We start from the raw sequence: 16,527 nt of genomic DNA, 5'->3' as shown, positions 1-16,527 counted from the left end.
TTATTATAGTTTTTGCAATAGCTTTTGGTAGGGTTCCACCATTTTCGACCGCATTTGCTCCATATAAACCAGGCGGCGGAGCTTGGGAATCTTCATCAGCCAGTTAAGCAGCGTGTTGCGTAGGACCACTCCGGTATTCCTGGTGGGAAAGTCATAATATCCATGCTCTTTGTAATATTTATGATCGGCAATAAACGGAAAGCGCATGTCGCCCCATATGCTGTCGCGAAAAAGTTTGCGCGCACCGACAAACAGGAACGTAGGCGGCTGGATGTATCCTTCCCGGGAACACTGCAGCGCCCGGTAGGCCAATTCCGCGATCAGCCGGTCCAGCATTGCCGAATCCTTACCCTCGTCCGTTACAATACCGGCTGCATTGGCGCGGTTGCAATCAATATAGGCCTCGACGATTTGCCGCAGGTTTTCATTTTGCGAAAAAGGCCCGCTGATTAAAAAAGCAAACTGCTTGCCTTCCATCACAGGCACATGATTGTTATAAAAAGACCGGTCAAAAAACATCTTCCAGCGGGAAGAAAAATACCGGTCCCGCATTGACGCCGCAAAAACAAGAATATCCGCTTTTTTGACCTTAGCCTCAAAAAAGGAGACAAATTCGTCTTTGTCCTCATAGCAGCAAGTGTTGTCGTAAGCACACCGGATACAGCCCAGACATCCCCCTTTCATATCAAGATCATTCAGATTGGCGACTTCAGGTTCCGGACCAAACCGGCTGCAAAATTGGGTAATCATGTTATTGAGATTGGTATCGTCAGCCGTCGCATCCGTAATGAGCAAAATCCGTTTACCGCTGCAGTCCAGCTTTTCCCCGTTTATGACCGGGTGGTACTCCATCTCCTGCCGGCGAAGTGGCAAAAACATTTTAGCAGTCGCTGCCTGGCGCTCAATCGTCTGAAAAAAGGCGGCGCCAAACTGCAGCAGCCGCTGCCTTTCCGGCACGGCAAACAGGTCCCGCATATCGGCCGAATACCCGCCGGCATAATTCATATCCCAGTCGTCACAGATACCCCGCAGATAATTGTGAGCCGTATGGTCATAAAACCGGATGGACGTTGTTAGTACCGCCGTATATTTTTGTCTAAATACACCCGTTGCGTTTTTCTCCTCAACTAGCTCAATAAAGCGTTTATAGGGTGACGGAACCAGCATGAAATAAACCGGCACGGCCCAGACTACTCCGTCGGCTGCCGCCACGGCCGTCATAATCTCCTGGAATGCCGTATCGTCCCGTTCAATCTGACCGATTCGCTGGGAGACAGTCATCACTTGCCAGGTGTGCCGGGAAAACTTTTGCTGCAAAAAGGCTACATACTGCATGGTAACGCTCATTTCTCCCTTGGGGCTCCCGTTAAGAACAACGATTTTCATCCTTTTACCCCTTTCTTCGGCGGTTCCCTTTTTATCGCATTCAGGACCGCCATGCTTTCGTCCGCCCATTGTACACTGGCCTCAGCCATTTTGATCCCTTTAGCCAGCGTCAGCAGCCAATATACCCGCTCTCCGGCGCAATCACCACCCGCTTCACCGTTTTTAAGCTTCGCTGCCAATGCAGTAAAGTAGTCCAGCCGGGCTTGCGCCTCTTTTTTATAGCGCTCCAAATGAAACAGTGTTTCCTCAACCGGCAGACCGTTGCCAAAAAACAGATGTACTAAAAATTCATCGCGCACCGGTTCCACCAAAGCAGCAGGAAACTCGTGCAGCCAGCGCAAAAATTCCGTCCGGCCCGCTCCGGTAGGGGAATACATCCGTTTAGCCGGCCGCCCGCTTTGTTTTTCCAGCGCCGACACTACCCAACGGCGTTTTTCCAACCCGGCCAGTTCCCGGTAAATTTGGCTTTGTTTAGCCGACCAAAAGTAATTGACCGACTTGTCAATAAACTGCTTAATATCGTATCCCGACATTGGCTGATATTGCAGCAAACCTAAAATTGCATGCGACAGCGACATTTTTATCACCCTTATTATATAACTTGTTATATATAATTTATTATCATTTTAGCAACCAGTTATTACCATGTCAATACTAGAAAGACCTAATGGGTCTTTAAGTAGAAGGAAAGTATTTTACTTTTCGGCTTTCTCAGGAAGCATGTGTTATTTAAAAACAACCCGAAAAGTTATACTTTCCGATCCCATAAAAAAAACCGCTGATGCGGTCTTTCTTGCAAGCACTATTTTACTTTAACCGGCACTTCCACGTAAGCTGTGCCGTCGATAACACTAACTGCCGTTCCTGCGGTCCAGTCATCCATTCCGGTTTGAAAAGGAATCTCTTCCCCCGCTGGAACCAAAACAGTAAAACTTACGTTTTCCAAATACACAGCCCTTTCAAGAATGTAAGAACGGGTCCGTAGTTCTTTTTCTACTCTGCCGGCAAGTTCATAGGGCAAGGCCGTCGTAACCCGGGTATGAAGAATACAGTCAACCAGTCCGGCGGCCTGAATTCCCAGGCTGGCCGCCTGGCCGTATGCCCTGATGAGGCCGCCCGCTCCCAGCTTAATCCCGCCGAAATAACGGGCAACAACGATGGCAGTATCGACAATGCCAGTTTTTTTCAGCACTTCCAGAATCGGTTTGCCGGCCGTACCGGCCGGTTCCCCGTCATCATCGGCCCGTTGCCCCTGTCCGGCCGCACCGAACAGATAAGCAGCACAATAATGATTTGCGTCCCGGTGCTGTTTTTTTATTTCGGCAATAAACCTTGCTGCCTCGTCATCATTGCGGATTCGCCGGACAAAAGCCAAAAAGCGCGATTTACTGATTTGAGTCTCCGCCTGTCCGTCGCCGCAAACGGTACGGTAGCATAACGACTGCTCCCCGTTTAAACAATTTTTGTTGTCCAATTTTCCACATTCCAAACTGTACTCACCCAGTCTTCATAAAAATCCGGCTCATGCGACACAAGCAATATTGTGCCTTTAAACTCTTGCAACGCTCTTTTGAGCTCATTTTTGGCGTCCGTATCCAGATGATTGGTGGGTTCGTCAAGCACCAGCCAGTTAATGTCCTGCAGCATCAGCTTACAAAGGCGTACCTTGGCGTTTTCCCCACCGCTCAACACCATCATTTGGCTGGTAATATGCTCATTGGTCAGACCGCAGCGCGCCAGAGCCGCCCGCACTTCAAAGTTAGTCAGACCGGGAAACTCCTGCCAGACCTCTTCCAGAGCCGTATTGCTGTTATTACGGGCAGACTCCTGTTCAAAATAGCCGGGGTACAAATAATCTCCCAAGGCCACTGTACCGGCAAAAGGCTGCAGTTTACCCAGCAGAGTTTTTAAAAGGGTGGATTTTCCCAATCCGTTAACTCCCCGGATGGCAATTTTTTGTCCCCGCTCAAGAATTAAGTCCACCGGTCTGGTCAAAGGCTCATTATAGCCTAATACCAACCCTTTGGCTTCGACAATCCATTTGCCCGGCGTACGGGCATCCCGGAACTGAAAGGAAGCTTTGGGACGTTCCCGTGGTTTTTCCAGTATTTCCATTTTGTCCAGCCTCTTCTGACGGCTGTTGGCCATACCACGGGTCGCCACCCTGGCCTTATTGCGGGCGATGAAGTCTTCCATGCGCTCGACTTCCTGCTGTTGCCGCTCGTAGGCCTTCAGTTCCTGACTTTTCTTCATATCGTACATTTGCTGAAACTGTTCATAATTCCCTGTATAGCGGGTAAGCACGGTATTCTCCACATGATAAATGACGTTGACAACCTCATTCAGAAACGGAATATCATGCGACACCAGAATAAAACTGTTTTCATACTCTTTTAGATAGCGTTTAAGCCACTCAATATGCTCATAATCCAGATAGTTGGTTGGTTCGTCAAGAATTAAGATCGTCGGATTCTGGAGCAGCAGCTTTGTAAGCAGCACTTTTGTCCGCTGTCCGCCGCTTAAATCACTCACATCCCGGTCAAGTCCGATGTCCCCCAAACCGAGGCCATTGGCTACTTCTTCAATCTTAGCGTCAATCATATAAAAACTGCCGTGTTCCAGCACTTCCTGGATTTCGCCGACCTCTTCCATCATGCGCTCAAGCTCCCCGGGGGAAGCCTCACCCATTTTATCATATAAGGACAGCATTTCAGCCTCTAAATCATACATTCGCCGGAAAGCCTCCCGCAGGACATCACGAATGGTTTGCCCTTTCGTCAGCGTAGTATGCTGATCAAGGTATCCCACCGTAACCCGGTTGGACCACGTAACAGCGCCTTCATCCGGAGTAAGCTGGCCGGTAATAATATTTAGAAAGGTGGATTTTCCTTCGCCGTTGGCACCAACCAGACCAACATGCTCTCCCTTCAGAAGCCGGAATGAAGCATTTTCCAAAATTCCGTGGGCGCCAAAACCATGCGAGACATTTTCAACCGTTAGTACACTCATTTCATTTCTCCTGCCTAAAATTATGCGAATCCATTTTATATTCTAGCTTATCTTTCGCAACGGTGTCAAAACTGTCTTAACGAAGTGGCAGCTGATAATTGACTGATTTTTTTCAGAAAACCCCTTGATTTTTTAATAATTATCTGCTAATATAAACCTTGTGATAACTTTTATCTATTAATAATTATTATAAAGGAGAGATTTAAAGAATGAAAAAATTTGTATGCACAGTTTGTGGTTATGTTCACGAGGGAGATGCTGCACCGGCTTTTTGCCCCCAGTGCAAAGCACCTGCCGCTAAATTTATTGAAAAAACAGAGGCTGCCCTGAACTGGGCCGACGAACACAGAATCGGCATAGCCGCCGGCGTGGACCCGCAAATTGTGGAAGGACTCAAGATGAATTTCATGGGCGAATGTACCGAAGTAGGCATGTACCTGGCTATGAGCCGCCAGGCCGACCGCGAGGGATATCCGGAAGTAGCCGAGGCCTACAAGCGGATTGCCTTTGAAGAAGCCGACCATGCCGCCCGTTTTGCTGAACTGCTGGGTGAAGTAGTGTTTCCTTCGACCAAAAAGAATCTGGAATTGCGCGTAGAAGCAGAATTCGGTGCATGTTCCGGCAAGCTGGACATCGCTAAAAGAGCCAAAGAATTAGGTCTTGATGCCATTCACGATACCGTGCATGAAATGTGCAAGGATGAAGCACGCCACGGTGCTGCTTTCAAAGGCTTGCTCAACCGCTATTTTAAGTAACATAAAAAAGCGAACCCTGCATTTATAGGGGTTCGCTTTTTTTATTCTTCTGGAAAAATTAAAATATAATAGCCGGTAATTTAAGAATAATAATTTACATACCTGCCGATTTTTTTTCGGGCCCTCTGAATCGCATTATCTACTACTTTTTGATCTACATTCAGTTTACCGGAAATATGCCGCTGCTTATAACCGTGAATATACAGGCCGATGACTCTGCGCTCGTTATCGGATAGGCGCCGGGCAATAAACCGGTATATTTTTTCCACCGATTCCTTATCCGCAACTACATCCAGTGGATCCCGCACGCCATTATGAACCACCAGCCGGTCGATTAACGGCGCTTCCTGTTCATTGTCAAAATAACGGCATTTTTCAAAGAGTGATTTCGCCTCGTTAGCCACTCTGTGTTTTTTTCGGTTAGCCATGGTGATGGCCGACTTCATCATGTTTTTAATATTGACGCTGGCTACAAATTCGAAACTGTAGCGGTCGGTTTCGTTAAAATGGAGCACCGCTTTATAAAGACCCAGAAGCCCCCATTGATATAGATCCTCACTGTCTCCACCAGGCAAATAATATTTGCGCGTATACGATATAATCATACCATGAAACTGTTCGGCCAAACGCTCAAATTCGTCATTATTCAATTGTCCCCGCTCATTAAAACAGCATGTCAACATTTTATCTACCTCGATACCATTTAATTTTTCTCATCTGTCGGGAATCATCGTTTTTTGTCGCATAAGCGTTCCATTCAGAAAATTAATATCCAATATTTAGATTTTAACCCGAAATATGTCGTAAAAAAATCGGACCCATGTCCCAATTCTTTTTTTACAATGGGACAAAGGTCCCAAAATTAGACCTTTATGCATAGGGCTTTAGCGCAAAATGTGAAAAAAATCCCGCTGTCGGAGCCAATGGCCGGCAGCGGGATTTCAGTTTAAAAATTTTTTAATTTTTTTAAATTTTTATTAACATTCTTTTATCCGCCGGGTCAGCGTCAGAGCCGCTCCATAAGGGTCGGAAGCGGCAATAACGGCTGATACCACGGCCGCCCCGTCCACTCCTGTTTCCATAACGCGCCGAACATTGGCCGCCTGAATACCGCCAATTGCTACCACCGGAAGTCTTGTCTGCTCCTTAATCCGCTGCAAACCGGGCAGGCTCACACTATCGGCGTCTCGTTTCGTTGCCGTGGCGAATATGGCGCCTACGCCCAGATAATCGGCTCCCCCGGCCTGGGCAGCCAGGGCTTCCTCCACAGAAGATACGGAAACCCCGATGATTTTTTCCGTACCAAGTATTTGCCGGGCTACGGACAAAGGCATATCTTCCTGTCCGACATGGAGACCGTCCGCATCCACAGCCAGGGCAATATCCGCCCGGTCATTAATAATCAAGGGAATACCGTAGGTATCGGTGACTGTTTTGAGACGCTGCGCCCAATGATAAAATTCCCGGGTACATAACTCCTTTTCCCGCAATTGGACAAGAGTAACTCCACCGCGAATCGCTTGTTCCACCGTAGCAAGCAGGTCTTTGCCGGCAAGCAGTTGCCGGTCTGTTACCAAATAGAGAGAGTAGTCAATTCCCGATTTGCACACCATGAATCTTCCCTTCTTTCAGAATAAATTCCGGCAGCATCGTTGATACGGCATCAAACAGCCGGACCCGGAAAGTACCTATCCCCTCACCTGCCCGCAGCGACCGCTGCGCTACCTCGCCGGCCAGGCCCATTGTCAGAATGCCGGCCGCTGCGCCGCAAAACCAGTCATCCGTCACGCCGCAATAGCAGCCGATCAGAGAAGTAGCCATGCAGCCCGTGCCGGTGACCTGCGCCAGAGACGGGTGTCCGTTATCAATATAACATAGCCGGTTCCGATAGGCGATAATGTCTCTTTTGCCGGTTATCGCCACAACACAATCCAGCTCACGGGACAAACCGGCGGCTATTATCTCTCCGTCTTCCTCCGCCGCGGCCGAATCGACCCCTTTAATGTCCGTTTTCAGTCCGGCCAGCAACTTAATTTCCGACATGTTGCCCCGAATAACGGAAGGCCGTACTTCCCGCAGAATTGCAGCCGCCGTCTCCGTCCGCAGTTTGGTTGCCCCAACGCCTACAGGATCGAAGATAACCGGGATTCCCGCCTTGCGGGCTTTGCGGCCCGCCGCCAGCATAGAGTCTACAGTCCGCAAATTAAGCGTTCCCATGTTCAATACCAGCGCGGCTGCAAATGCCACCATTTCCTCCACTTCACCAATATCGTCCGCCATTACCGGGGAAGCCCCGACAGCCAGGGTCATATTCGCGCAGTCATTCACAGTGACATAGTTGGTAATGTGATGGATTAGCGGTTTCTTTTCTCTTAAGTGCAAGAGATTATCAGCGATTTCCGACAATATTTCCATTGCTTTCTATACCTCCTCGAATTGATAGGTGATCACAGTTAACCTCATAACCACACGGTAGTACCAAATACAAAATTCATGAGGAAAATTTGTGTCCTTTCATTCGTCAGTCAGCATCCCTGCCTTTTTATATAAGGTATAGAAATGGTGGGTAGGCCCTACCCCTTTACCAATTGACAGGGCATGTTCAATTGCAGTAGTAATATATTCCTTGGCCCGGGAAACAGCTTCCTGCACAATATAGCCTCTCGCCAAATTGGCGGCAATCGCGGCGGAAAGAGTACAGCCCGTACCGTGGGTATTTAGCGCGGCAATCCGGGGAGACCGCAAATAATAACAGGTTTCACCGTCAAAAAGAATATCGGTGGCATCCCCCTCCCGGTGTCCTCCTTTTAAAAGCACATAGCGGGGCCCCATTTGAAAAATGGCAGCAGCGGCTTTCTCCATATCCTTCAAGCTATTGACAGACTTGCCCGTCATCTCTGCCGCTTCCGGCAAATTGGGGGTGACGACTGTCGCCAGCGGCAGCAGACAGGTTAGCAGGGCTTTTACGGCGTCGGGCCGCAATAAATGATAGCCGCTCTTGGATATCATCACCGGATCAATCACAATATTCCGCGCCTTATAACGGGTAAGGCCCCCGGCGATTGCCCGGATTGTTTCGCTGCGGGATACCATACCGATCTTCACCGCATCCACTTCAATATCCTCGAAAATAGCCTTCATTTGTTCGTCGATTATAGCCGTTTCCATATCTTGCACGGCGAATACACCTTGCGTATTTTGCGCCGTAACGGCCGTAATCACACTCATACCATATACGCCATGCGCCGAAAAAGCCTTGAGATCCGCTTGAATCCCCGCTCCACCGCTGGAATCCGAACCGGCAATTGTTAATGCCTTTTTCAAATTTTCTTCCCCCCTTAGTGTCAATAAAAAAACGCCTCCCCTGCGGAAGCGCTTTACCTTATGTCTTGTTCTTGCAGTATCCCTCCGCTGGCATTATCCAGATCAGGTTAAAGGGTCATAGACTTCCGGGTCTATATCTCAGCCGGCCTCTTTCCCAGCTCCCCTGGCCTATCTACTATATAATTCAAGTTCATCGTATCATACCTCCCGGGGATTTTCAAGGTAAGAAAGACCCAAAGGGTCTTTAAATGGAAGGAAAGTATTTTACTTTTCGGCTTTATTAAGAAAAATGTGTTATTTTTAGAAGCAACCCGAAAAGTTACACTTTCTGATCCCACAAAAAGAGGGACATTTTAAGCCCTACCGCAGGAAAAAAGTCCTTTGTTCCAGAATTTCTAACTCATGCAAATCTACCTGTTAGGAGCGTCAAAATGAAAAGAATTCACAGTCTGTTTATTCTGGCTGCGGCCTTGCTGTTTCTCGGAAGCCTGCCGGTCCCGGCCCAGGCATTCACTACCCGGAGCGTGGCTGTTTTACCGCCGATTAATACGGCAGGCTATACCGACCAGGCCGGGATTAACCAAATCAGCAGCAAGCTGCGTCATCATTTCCGGTTTCCTTATTATGAACTTACGGCTCCATCTACCCTGGCAGTTGCCATGGAAGCCGAAAGGGCCATACTCCGTCATCCTCCCCTTTATAGCCGGACCGTTTTGACGCAGCTGGCCGCCAAACTGCCGGCCGACATCGTCGTCGCTGTGGAATTAGCTGACATCAGGTCATTTACCATTCCATCCCTATGGGACGACGATCCCCATATCATAGCGGATGTAGCCTTAAAATGCTATACCTATGAGGCAAAAACCGGCCATTATCAGTCCTACACCGTCAAAAAACATAATGAAGGTCCCTACCATCCCCGCCTCGACGTAGCCGCTATGCTGGACGAACTGACAGACACGCTCATTCAAAAATTGCCGTTTAAAACAATACCGGATGAGAAAGACCGCTGATGCGGCCTTTCAGCTCGTGGCGCAGGGCTCAGGGCGCCGGAAAGCCGGATCATCTTGTCATAAGCGGAGTCCAATCCGGCATCAATCGCCAAAACAGACGCCGATAGCTCTGGCTGCTCGAATTAAATCGTCATCCAATGGAATATTGGCTGGTTTTCCGGCTACTTGTTCGATGGGAACCCGCACAATCCGGTTATTTTTTAAAGCCATCATACAGCCGAATTCACCGTCCTGAACCGCATTTACGGCCGCCACCCCGTAGCGGGTAGCTAAAATCCGGTCATAGGCCGTAGGCGATCCGCCCCGTTGCAGATGCCCCAGTACAGTACAGCGGGTTTCAATCCGTCCTTCTTCTTCCACCGCCTGGGCAAGCTGATTGCCGATACCGCCGAGGCGAATCCGGTCCGGGCTTCCGTCCACAATCCGGGCAACCACCGGGGAACCGCCGGTCAACCTGGCACCTTCGGCCACTACCGCAATACTGAACATTTTTTCCTGTTGCTGCCGTTCTCTCACTTTGTTAATGACGGACGAAATCCGGAAAGGAATTTCCGGCAGCAAAATACAGTCGGCACCGCCGGCCACTCCTGCGTGTAAAGCGATCCAGCCTGCATAACGGCCCATAACTTCGAGAATCATAACCCGGTGATGCGATTCGGCCGTAGTATGCAGCCGGTCGAGTGCTTCCATGGCAATGCTTATGGCCGTATCAAAGCCAAAAGTGCGTTCCGTCCCCGGCAAATCATTGTCAATCGTCTTCGGTACAGCTATCACTGCCAGATTATATTTTTGCCGGAATTCATCGGCAATCCGCAAACTCCCGTCGCCGCCAATCACGATCAGGGCTTCAACGCCTCTTTGCTGCAGATTGGTTACGGCCCGGGCCGACAAGTCGGCATACTCATGATCCGCTACCGGAAAGTGAAACGGATTATCCCGGTTCGTTGTTCCCAGAATCGTGCCGCCCCGGGGTAAAATCCCCGATACGTCCTGCGCGGTCAACTGCGTCCATTCATTATTAACCAAACCGCCAAAACCATTTTTAATGCCTAAAGTAGTCAGCCCGCACGCATTCCCTGCTTTTACAATGCTGCGGATTACCGCATTCAGGCCGGGACAATCCCCGCCACCGGTTAAAACCCCGACCGTTTTTATTTGTTTCATTTTTCACCGCTTCCTCTCTTCTGCGGCCGTACCCGGCTGGTCGGCTGCGCGCTTAAGGGATCCTCCGGCCAGTAATGTTTAGGGTAGCGGCCCAGTAAATCCTTGCGTACCGCAAAATACGCAGTTTGCCAAAAACTGGCGAGGTCTCTGGTAATTTGCACCGGCCGCTGCGCCGGGGAAAGCAGCTGCAGCGTCAAAGGGATATTACGCCGTCCGATACAGGGAGTCGTTTGCAACCCGAACATTTCCTGCAGGCGTACGGCAAGAAACGGTGCTTCCGGCCGGCTATAATCAATGGGAATGCGTTGACCGCTGGGCACCACTAAGTGAGTCGGTGCAAACTCTTCCAAATCACGGCGCTGTTCCCAGGTAAGCATCGTAAGCAGAATTTCACTGAGACGAAGCTGTGCCAGGTCTTCCCGGCTGTTCATCCCCTCCAGATACGGTCCCAGCCAGAACGGCAGCGCGGCTGTCAGTGCCTCGTCCGAAACATCCGGCCAATCCGGGTCCTGCCAACGCATAAAAAGAATCCGTTGTTGAAGGTGACGCGCCACCCGCGTCCAGGGTAAAATGTGAATTCCTTCAAGGGCAATTCCCGCCAGCAGAGCAGTCCGGATTTTCTCCGGCGCCGGATCCGCTAAAGGAATTTCCTTAATAACAAGAGCTCCCAGGCAAATCTGTTTTCGTCCCCGCACAGCCTGAACATCCCGCTCCCACTCTACCCGGTCCCGTTCCTCAAATTGGCCGGATAAATAACGTCTTACTGTTTCTACTGCCACAGGGGCCGCCAGAAAAACTGTTCCTTCCGCCCCCTGATCACCCACTTCGGCAGCTACCAGGTAAGGTGTGCCGGATAAGGCTTGCCGGCCAAAAAGTACGGCGCCGCGGCCATTACTCAATAAATAATGGCTGCCGTCCCGGCATTGACCGATCCGGTCCGGGTAAGCCATGGCCAGCAAAAGGCCGCAGGCATCCGGGTCGTCGTTATTATCCTTTGACATCTTCGCCAGGGTCATAAGTTTGCCCGCCGTCAAACGCACCCGCTGCCGGACACTCTTATCCGCAGGATACTCCCCCTGCTCCGCTCTCAATACATCCACCCGGAGACGTAAATCAGCCTCTTCCTTGGTACCGTTAACGCGGAATAGGTCGCGCTCCCCTAAAAGGGCCGCAATCTCACACGCCAAATTTCCCAAACCCAGTGACTTTGCCTTTAAAATCATGTGCGCCAGCCTCGGATGAAGCCCCAAAGCAGCCATTTGCCTTCCATGCGGAGTAACATGGCCGTTTTGGTCAAAGGCTTCCAACTGAACTAACAACCGTCTGGCACTTTGCAGGGCAGTATCCGGCGGTTTATCCAACCAGCGTAATTTTTCCGGCTCACTGCCCCAGACCGCCAAGTCGAGCACCAGCATTGTCAGATCGCTTTCTAAGATCTCCGGGACAGTGGAAAATTCCAGCCTGGCATTCTCTTCCCGGGTCCATAAGCGATAGCACAAGCCGGGCCCTAAACGGCCGGCCCGTCCACGCCGCTGGTCGGCTGAAGACTGTGATACGGAAATTGTCTCCAGCCGAGTCATACCGGTACGCGGTGAGAAGCGGGGAACCCGCATTAAGCCGCTGTCAATCACGTTACGCACACCCTCAACGGTAAGACTGGTTTCAGCAATGGATGTCGCCAGCACCACCTTGCGTTCGCCTGGCCGTCCGGGCAATATGGCCATATCCTGTCTTTCCCGGGATAAATTGCCGTAAAGAGGCAGTACCCGGACCTGTTCCGGCAAAGAGGATTGCCCCAATTTTTCCATTACCCGGCGGATTTCGGCCGCACCCGGTAAAAAAACAAGGATATCCCCTTCCTGTCCGGCAAGCACTTTCAAAACAGTTTGTGTCACCAGCGTCTCGGTATCCGCCTGGCTCCGGCCGGCAAGATAGCGGGTTTCCACCGGATAAGACCGGCCGGCCGCCTTAAGAACCGGCGCGTTGTCTAACAAAGCAGCCACAGGTTCCGTATCCAGGGTTGCCGACATAACCAATATTCTCAAATCAGGCCGCAGGATCTCTTGCGACTCAAGGCAAAGCGCCAGTCCAAGGTCAGCCTGCAGGCTGCGTTCATGAAATTCATCAAAGATCACAAGCCCCACATCTTCCAAGGCAGGGTCCGCCAATAGCAACCGGGTAAGAACGCCCTCGGTTACCACTTCAATCCGGGTAAGGTTGCTGACCTTAGTATCCAACCGCATTCGGTAACCCACTGTCTGTCCTACATCCTCATCCAGCAAAAAGGCCATATACTGTGCTGCAGCCCGCGCTGCCAGGCGGCGGGGCTCCAATAACAAGATCTTTTTATCTGCCAGCCAGGATTCCCGCAATAAAGCCAAGGGGATTCGGGTCGTTTTGCCTGCACCCGGCGAAGCTGTCAATACCGCTCTGCCGCTTTTGGAGAAAACATCCCGCAGGCGCGGTAAAACGGAGTCCACAGGGAATGACTGCATGAATTCACCTCATATTTCGAAACTGCTGCCGACCGGCAATCATCGCCGCTATCCGCCGGGCATTAAAATAAAGAAAATTTATTTGTTAAACTACTTGACAGTTGGCATTAAACATTGGCAAACTATTTTATGGTATAATCATACCATATTCGATAGGTTTTCCGTCAAATTTCTATTTATGTTTACGTTACAGTAGCGGGAGGTATTTCATTGGCACCGTCAATGTCCATGTATCATTCCATTGCTTTAGACCTTGCCCAGCGCATCATCAATCATGAGCTGCCTGTCGGCACCAGAATTTCCGGCCGTACCTTATTGGCAAGCCATTATAATACGTCGTCGGAAACAATCCGCAAAGCGGTTTTATTGTTGAAAGATGCCGGTGTAGCCACCGTTTCTCAGGGCAAAGAGGTTGTAATCACCTCTTTGGAAGCGGCTTATCATTTCATCGAACATCACAAAAGCACTCAATCGGTCTATTCCCTCAAGCAGGAACTGGAAATTTTGCTGGAACAAAAGCAAAGCATGGACCAGCGTCTTGATAAAATTTTAAGTGAAATTATTGGCTATTCGGACCGTCTGAAGAACCTTAGTCCCTACAATCCTGTGGAGATAACCGTTCCGGAGGATTCACATATATTGGGACGGACGGTGGCGGATATCCGTTTATGGCAGCATACCGGCGCAACGATTGTAGCGATTCGCCGCGGTATGGAACTCGTTATATCCCCGGGTCCTATGGCCGAAATTAAAGCCGACGACCGTCTGGTAGTCGTCGGCAAATCCGATGTGCTGCAACAAGTCACCAATTTTATCAATCATAAAACGGAAAATTGAAAGTGGATAAAAAAAACTTCCGGTTGCAGCCGGAAGTTTTTTTGCTTAAATTTTAAATTTTTGGACGAGTTGCTGCAGTTCAGCCGCCATATGGGCCATAGCTTCGATGGATGCGCTGATTTCCTCCATAGTAGCTGTCTGTTCCGAGGCAGTTGCCGCAATGAGTTTTGTTCTGTCTACGGTCTCGCCTGCGACGGTTTTAACCGCCTCAACCGATTCCACCACTTCCTGGCCCGATACGGACAATTCCTGTGTATATTCATCGATCTCTTTAATCTGTTTATCCAGATTGTCAATTAACCCGACAATATTTTTAAACTGCCCGCCGGATGCCGTAATCACCCGGGTGCCTTCCTCCACTTCAGCCGTGCCCCGTTCCATAAATTGCACGGTTGCCGCCGTTTCCGTCTGGATCTCCCGGATAATGCCGGCAATCTTACCGGCGGCGGCCTGGGATTGCTCAGCCAGCTTGCGGACTTCGTCAGCTACCACCGCAAAACCGCGGCCTTGCTCCCCGGCCCGGGCCGCTTCAATGGCCGCATTCAGGGCCAGTAAATTAGTCTGGCCGGCAATGCCGGTAATTACATCGACAATTTCCCCGATTTGCTGGGAACGGGATCCCAGTTGCTGTACCAGTCCGGCCGAATGCCGGACGGAGGTATTAATTGCATTCATTTGTTCGGCCGCCTGGTTGACCGCCTCAGTGCCGCCGGCCGCACTTTGAGCTGTTTCCTGCGACATACCGGACGCATCGGATGTAACACTGAAAATCTGGCTAATCGCCCGGGCCATTTTATACGTCGTACCCGCAGCCGCGTCAACTGCCGCAATCTGATTGGCCGTTCCCGCCGCCATACTGTTCACCGTATCCATAACCCGTTCCGCTCCCTGCGCCGATTGGCGAACACTTGCGGACAGTTCCTGGCTGGCCGCCGCCACCTGCTCGGATGCTTTTGTCAAATGCCTGATCAAATCCCGCAGATTATCGGTCATTTTCGAAAATGCTTCCGTCAAGTCGCCAATTTCATTATTGCCTTGATATGCCAGAGCCTGCACCGTCAAATCACCGGCAGCAATTTTTTCCGCCGCCCGCACCACATCATTTAACGGTCTGGATAAACGGCGGGCAAAATAAAAACCTCCCGCAATAACCAGGATGAAGGTGAGCCCATCCAGCACAATTACCGTACGATTCATGATACTTACCGCATCATTGTTGCGTTTTACCCGGTTGTCAATATCCTTCGTAATATTACGCACAAATTCGTCCATAGCCGAATTGACCGCTGAAGAATTATCGCCGGCAGCAGCCAGAAACGCCACGGCCCTGTCCCGTCCCAGCTGGTCCCGGGAATGCATATCGCTTTCCAGTGCCTGCGAATAAGTGTCTATGGTCATTCTCAGCATACTAAACATATCTTGGGACTCTTGCGTGATCAGCTTCTTTTGTAAATCCGCCAGCAATCCCTTTACCTTCTCCTGGGATTGCTTGAAATTTTGCGCATAAGAACTGGCGCCGGTAATGACATACGTCCTTACCAGTGAACTTTGCCGCCACAATTCTCCATTAATATCCTTTACGTCATAAATTATGGGCGCAGCTCTCCCAACCAGCTCATGGTAACCGCTTTCCACCAGTTGTACACGATAATATACATACAGGTTAATCCCTGTTACGGCTAGAACCAGAAGCAAGCATGCACTGATAACCTGCTGCCCGATCGTAAACCGGATTCGATTGCTAATTTGCCTTAACCGGCCGAGGGGAAGCTTGTCCCGCCAGTTAAAATTCATCTTTCCCCCAATGCCCTTGACTAGGAACTGAGCGCTCTTGCCAGTCTTTGGTCCCATTGCAAACCGCATATTATCTTCTCCCGTCAACAAATTAGCTATTTTTATGAATACAGCCTATATATTTATCATGCCTTATAAATATCTTAGCTACAGGTTCCCTGCTTTGTCAATAATTTTCAAAAAACTATGTACTTTCCGACTTTTCGAGAAAAACCGCTGGCGCGTTTTTCGATAATCGGTATTAGACAAGAAAGACCCAATGGGTCTTTAAGTGGAAGGAAAGTATTTTACTTTTCGGTGTTTTAAAAAAAGAACGCTTTTATTCAGAAACAACACGAAAAGTTATACTTTCCGATCCCATAAAAAAACCCGGGTCCGCAATGGCGAGGCCACTGAAGAACTTGTAGTTTTTCGGAGCAAAGCTCAAGAGTAAGAAATAAAAGACGACCCTTATTCCCAATTTTGGGATAATGGTCGTCTTTTACTATCTGGAAAAACCTTTATAACTTGTCTCTTATTTTATCAGTTTCAATATTCTCTTTATATTAACAGTAAATATCGCCATCGCCCCTTGTAACTCCATGCCAACAAGACCCGAAGATGACGCTACGTCATACCCGTGCCTGTGTTTGAGTTCACTGTTTTTAGCCTCAATCTTGTAGCGCTCTTTCGCCTTTTCCTTGAAGTACTCGCTTTCCTGGAACGCCATTTGTTCGGTGTGCTCACCAGATTTAATTTTCATCGAATAAG

The 16,527-nt window shown here is 49.7% G+C and carries 15 protein-coding genes and 1 riboswitch; of the genes, 3 read left to right on the top strand and 12 right to left on the bottom strand.

The window, feature by feature from the left end:
• Positions 1 to 3: 3 nt before the first annotated feature.
• From LUCIF_RS10920 to LUCIF_RS10905, 4 genes are all read right to left on the bottom strand, one after another.
• On the bottom strand, positions 4 to 1,386 hold the full coding sequence (locus tag LUCIF_RS10920) for an NAD(P)H-dependent oxidoreductase (protein WP_165865962.1): 1,383 nt from the start codon (positions 1,384 to 1,386) through the stop codon (positions 4 to 6).
• Positions 1,383 to 1,964: a PadR family transcriptional regulator gene (locus LUCIF_RS10915; RefSeq protein WP_122627925.1), complete on the bottom strand. Its 582-nt coding sequence runs from the start codon at positions 1,962 to 1,964 to the stop codon at positions 1,383 to 1,385. The genes LUCIF_RS10920 and LUCIF_RS10915 overlap by 4 nt, the downstream gene beginning before the upstream one ends.
• Positions 1,965 to 2,188: 224 nt before the next feature.
• A complete protein-coding gene (locus LUCIF_RS10910) occupies positions 2,189 to 2,875 on the bottom strand; it encodes an IMPACT family protein (RefSeq protein ID WP_207857487.1) in 687 nt (228 codons plus the stop codon).
• Positions 2,839 to 4,395 (bottom strand): ABC-F family ATP-binding cassette domain-containing protein, encoded by a 1,557-nt coding sequence (locus LUCIF_RS10905; RefSeq protein WP_122627924.1) that lies wholly within the window; start codon positions 4,393 to 4,395, stop codon positions 2,839 to 2,841. Before LUCIF_RS10905 ends, LUCIF_RS10910 begins: the two co-directional genes overlap by 37 nt.
• Before the next feature lie 209 nt (positions 4,396 to 4,604).
• Here LUCIF_RS10905 and LUCIF_RS10900 point away from each other — a divergent pair, with 209 nt between their 5' ends.
• The gene (locus LUCIF_RS10900) at positions 4,605 to 5,150 is read left to right on the top strand and encodes an NADH peroxidase (protein WP_122627923.1); all 546 of its coding nucleotides are present in this window, start codon (positions 4,605 to 4,607) and stop codon (positions 5,148 to 5,150) included.
• Positions 5,151 to 5,230: 80 nt separating this feature from the next.
• On the opposite strand, the gene LUCIF_RS10895 is transcribed toward LUCIF_RS10900, so the two are convergent.
• The 4 genes from LUCIF_RS10895 to thiD all read right to left on the bottom strand — a co-directional run bounded on the left by LUCIF_RS10895 (position 5,231) and on the right by thiD (position 8,474).
• Positions 5,231 to 5,833, bottom strand: coding sequence for a sigma-70 family RNA polymerase sigma factor (locus LUCIF_RS10895; protein WP_122627922.1), 603 nt, complete (start codon positions 5,831 to 5,833; stop codon positions 5,231 to 5,233).
• Positions 5,834 to 6,127: 294 nt separating this feature from the next.
• Positions 6,128 to 6,763: a thiamine phosphate synthase gene (gene thiE, locus LUCIF_RS10890; protein WP_122627921.1), complete on the bottom strand. Its 636-nt coding sequence runs from the start codon at positions 6,761 to 6,763 to the stop codon at positions 6,128 to 6,130.
• Positions 6,741 to 7,565, bottom strand: coding sequence for a hydroxyethylthiazole kinase (thiM, locus tag LUCIF_RS10885; protein WP_122627920.1), 825 nt, complete (start codon positions 7,563 to 7,565; stop codon positions 6,741 to 6,743). Before thiM ends, thiE begins: the two co-directional genes overlap by 23 nt.
• Before the next feature lie 99 nt (positions 7,566 to 7,664).
• A complete protein-coding gene (gene thiD, locus LUCIF_RS10880) occupies positions 7,665 to 8,474 on the bottom strand; it encodes a bifunctional hydroxymethylpyrimidine kinase/phosphomethylpyrimidine kinase (protein WP_122627919.1) in 810 nt (269 codons plus the stop codon).
• A 62-nt stretch (positions 8,475 to 8,536) separates the two neighbouring features.
• A riboswitch (TPP riboswitch) is annotated at positions 8,537 to 8,649 on the bottom strand.
• A gap of 256 nt (positions 8,650 to 8,905) precedes the next feature.
• Between thiD and LUCIF_RS10875 the strand changes: the two genes are divergently transcribed.
• Entirely contained in the window at positions 8,906 to 9,487 is a 582-nt protein-coding gene (locus LUCIF_RS10875) for a hypothetical protein (RefSeq protein WP_122627918.1), read from the top strand.
• A gap of 81 nt (positions 9,488 to 9,568) precedes the next feature.
• Here the strand turns inward: LUCIF_RS10875 and LUCIF_RS10870 are convergent, their stop codons facing one another.
• A complete protein-coding gene (locus tag LUCIF_RS10870; RefSeq protein ID WP_122627917.1) occupies positions 9,569 to 10,651 on the bottom strand; it encodes a 6-phosphofructokinase in 1,083 nt (360 codons plus the stop codon).
• Complete coding sequence (gene hrpB, locus LUCIF_RS10865; RefSeq protein WP_122627916.1) at positions 10,648 to 13,146, bottom strand: ATP-dependent helicase HrpB; 2,499 nt, start codon at positions 13,144 to 13,146, stop codon at positions 10,648 to 10,650. Before hrpB ends, LUCIF_RS10870 begins: the two co-directional genes overlap by 4 nt.
• A gap of 210 nt (positions 13,147 to 13,356) precedes the next feature.
• Between hrpB and LUCIF_RS10855 the strand changes: the two genes are divergently transcribed.
• Positions 13,357 to 13,983, top strand: a complete 627-nt coding sequence (locus LUCIF_RS10855; RefSeq protein WP_207857484.1) for a GntR family transcriptional regulator — start codon at positions 13,357 to 13,359, stop codon at positions 13,981 to 13,983.
• A gap of 45 nt (positions 13,984 to 14,028) precedes the next feature.
• Here LUCIF_RS10855 and LUCIF_RS10850 read toward each other — a convergent pair whose 3' ends face one another.
• Both LUCIF_RS10850 and LUCIF_RS10845 read right to left on the bottom strand, forming a co-directional pair.
• Positions 14,029 to 15,846, bottom strand: coding sequence for a methyl-accepting chemotaxis protein (locus LUCIF_RS10850; protein WP_122627913.1), 1,818 nt, complete (start codon positions 15,844 to 15,846; stop codon positions 14,029 to 14,031).
• 445 nt (positions 15,847 to 16,291) lie between these two features.
• On the bottom strand, positions 16,292 to 16,527 hold a 236-nt coding region (locus LUCIF_RS10845; RefSeq protein ID WP_207857482.1), incomplete at its 5' end, for a transposase.

Origin of the sequence: Allolucifera butyrica (assembly GCF_900476375.1) — a bacterium.
Classification (GTDB): domain Bacteria; phylum Bacillota; class Negativicutes; order Sporomusales; family UPPP01; genus Lucifera; species Lucifera butyrica.
This window is presented reverse-complemented; position numbering and strand designations above follow the sequence as displayed.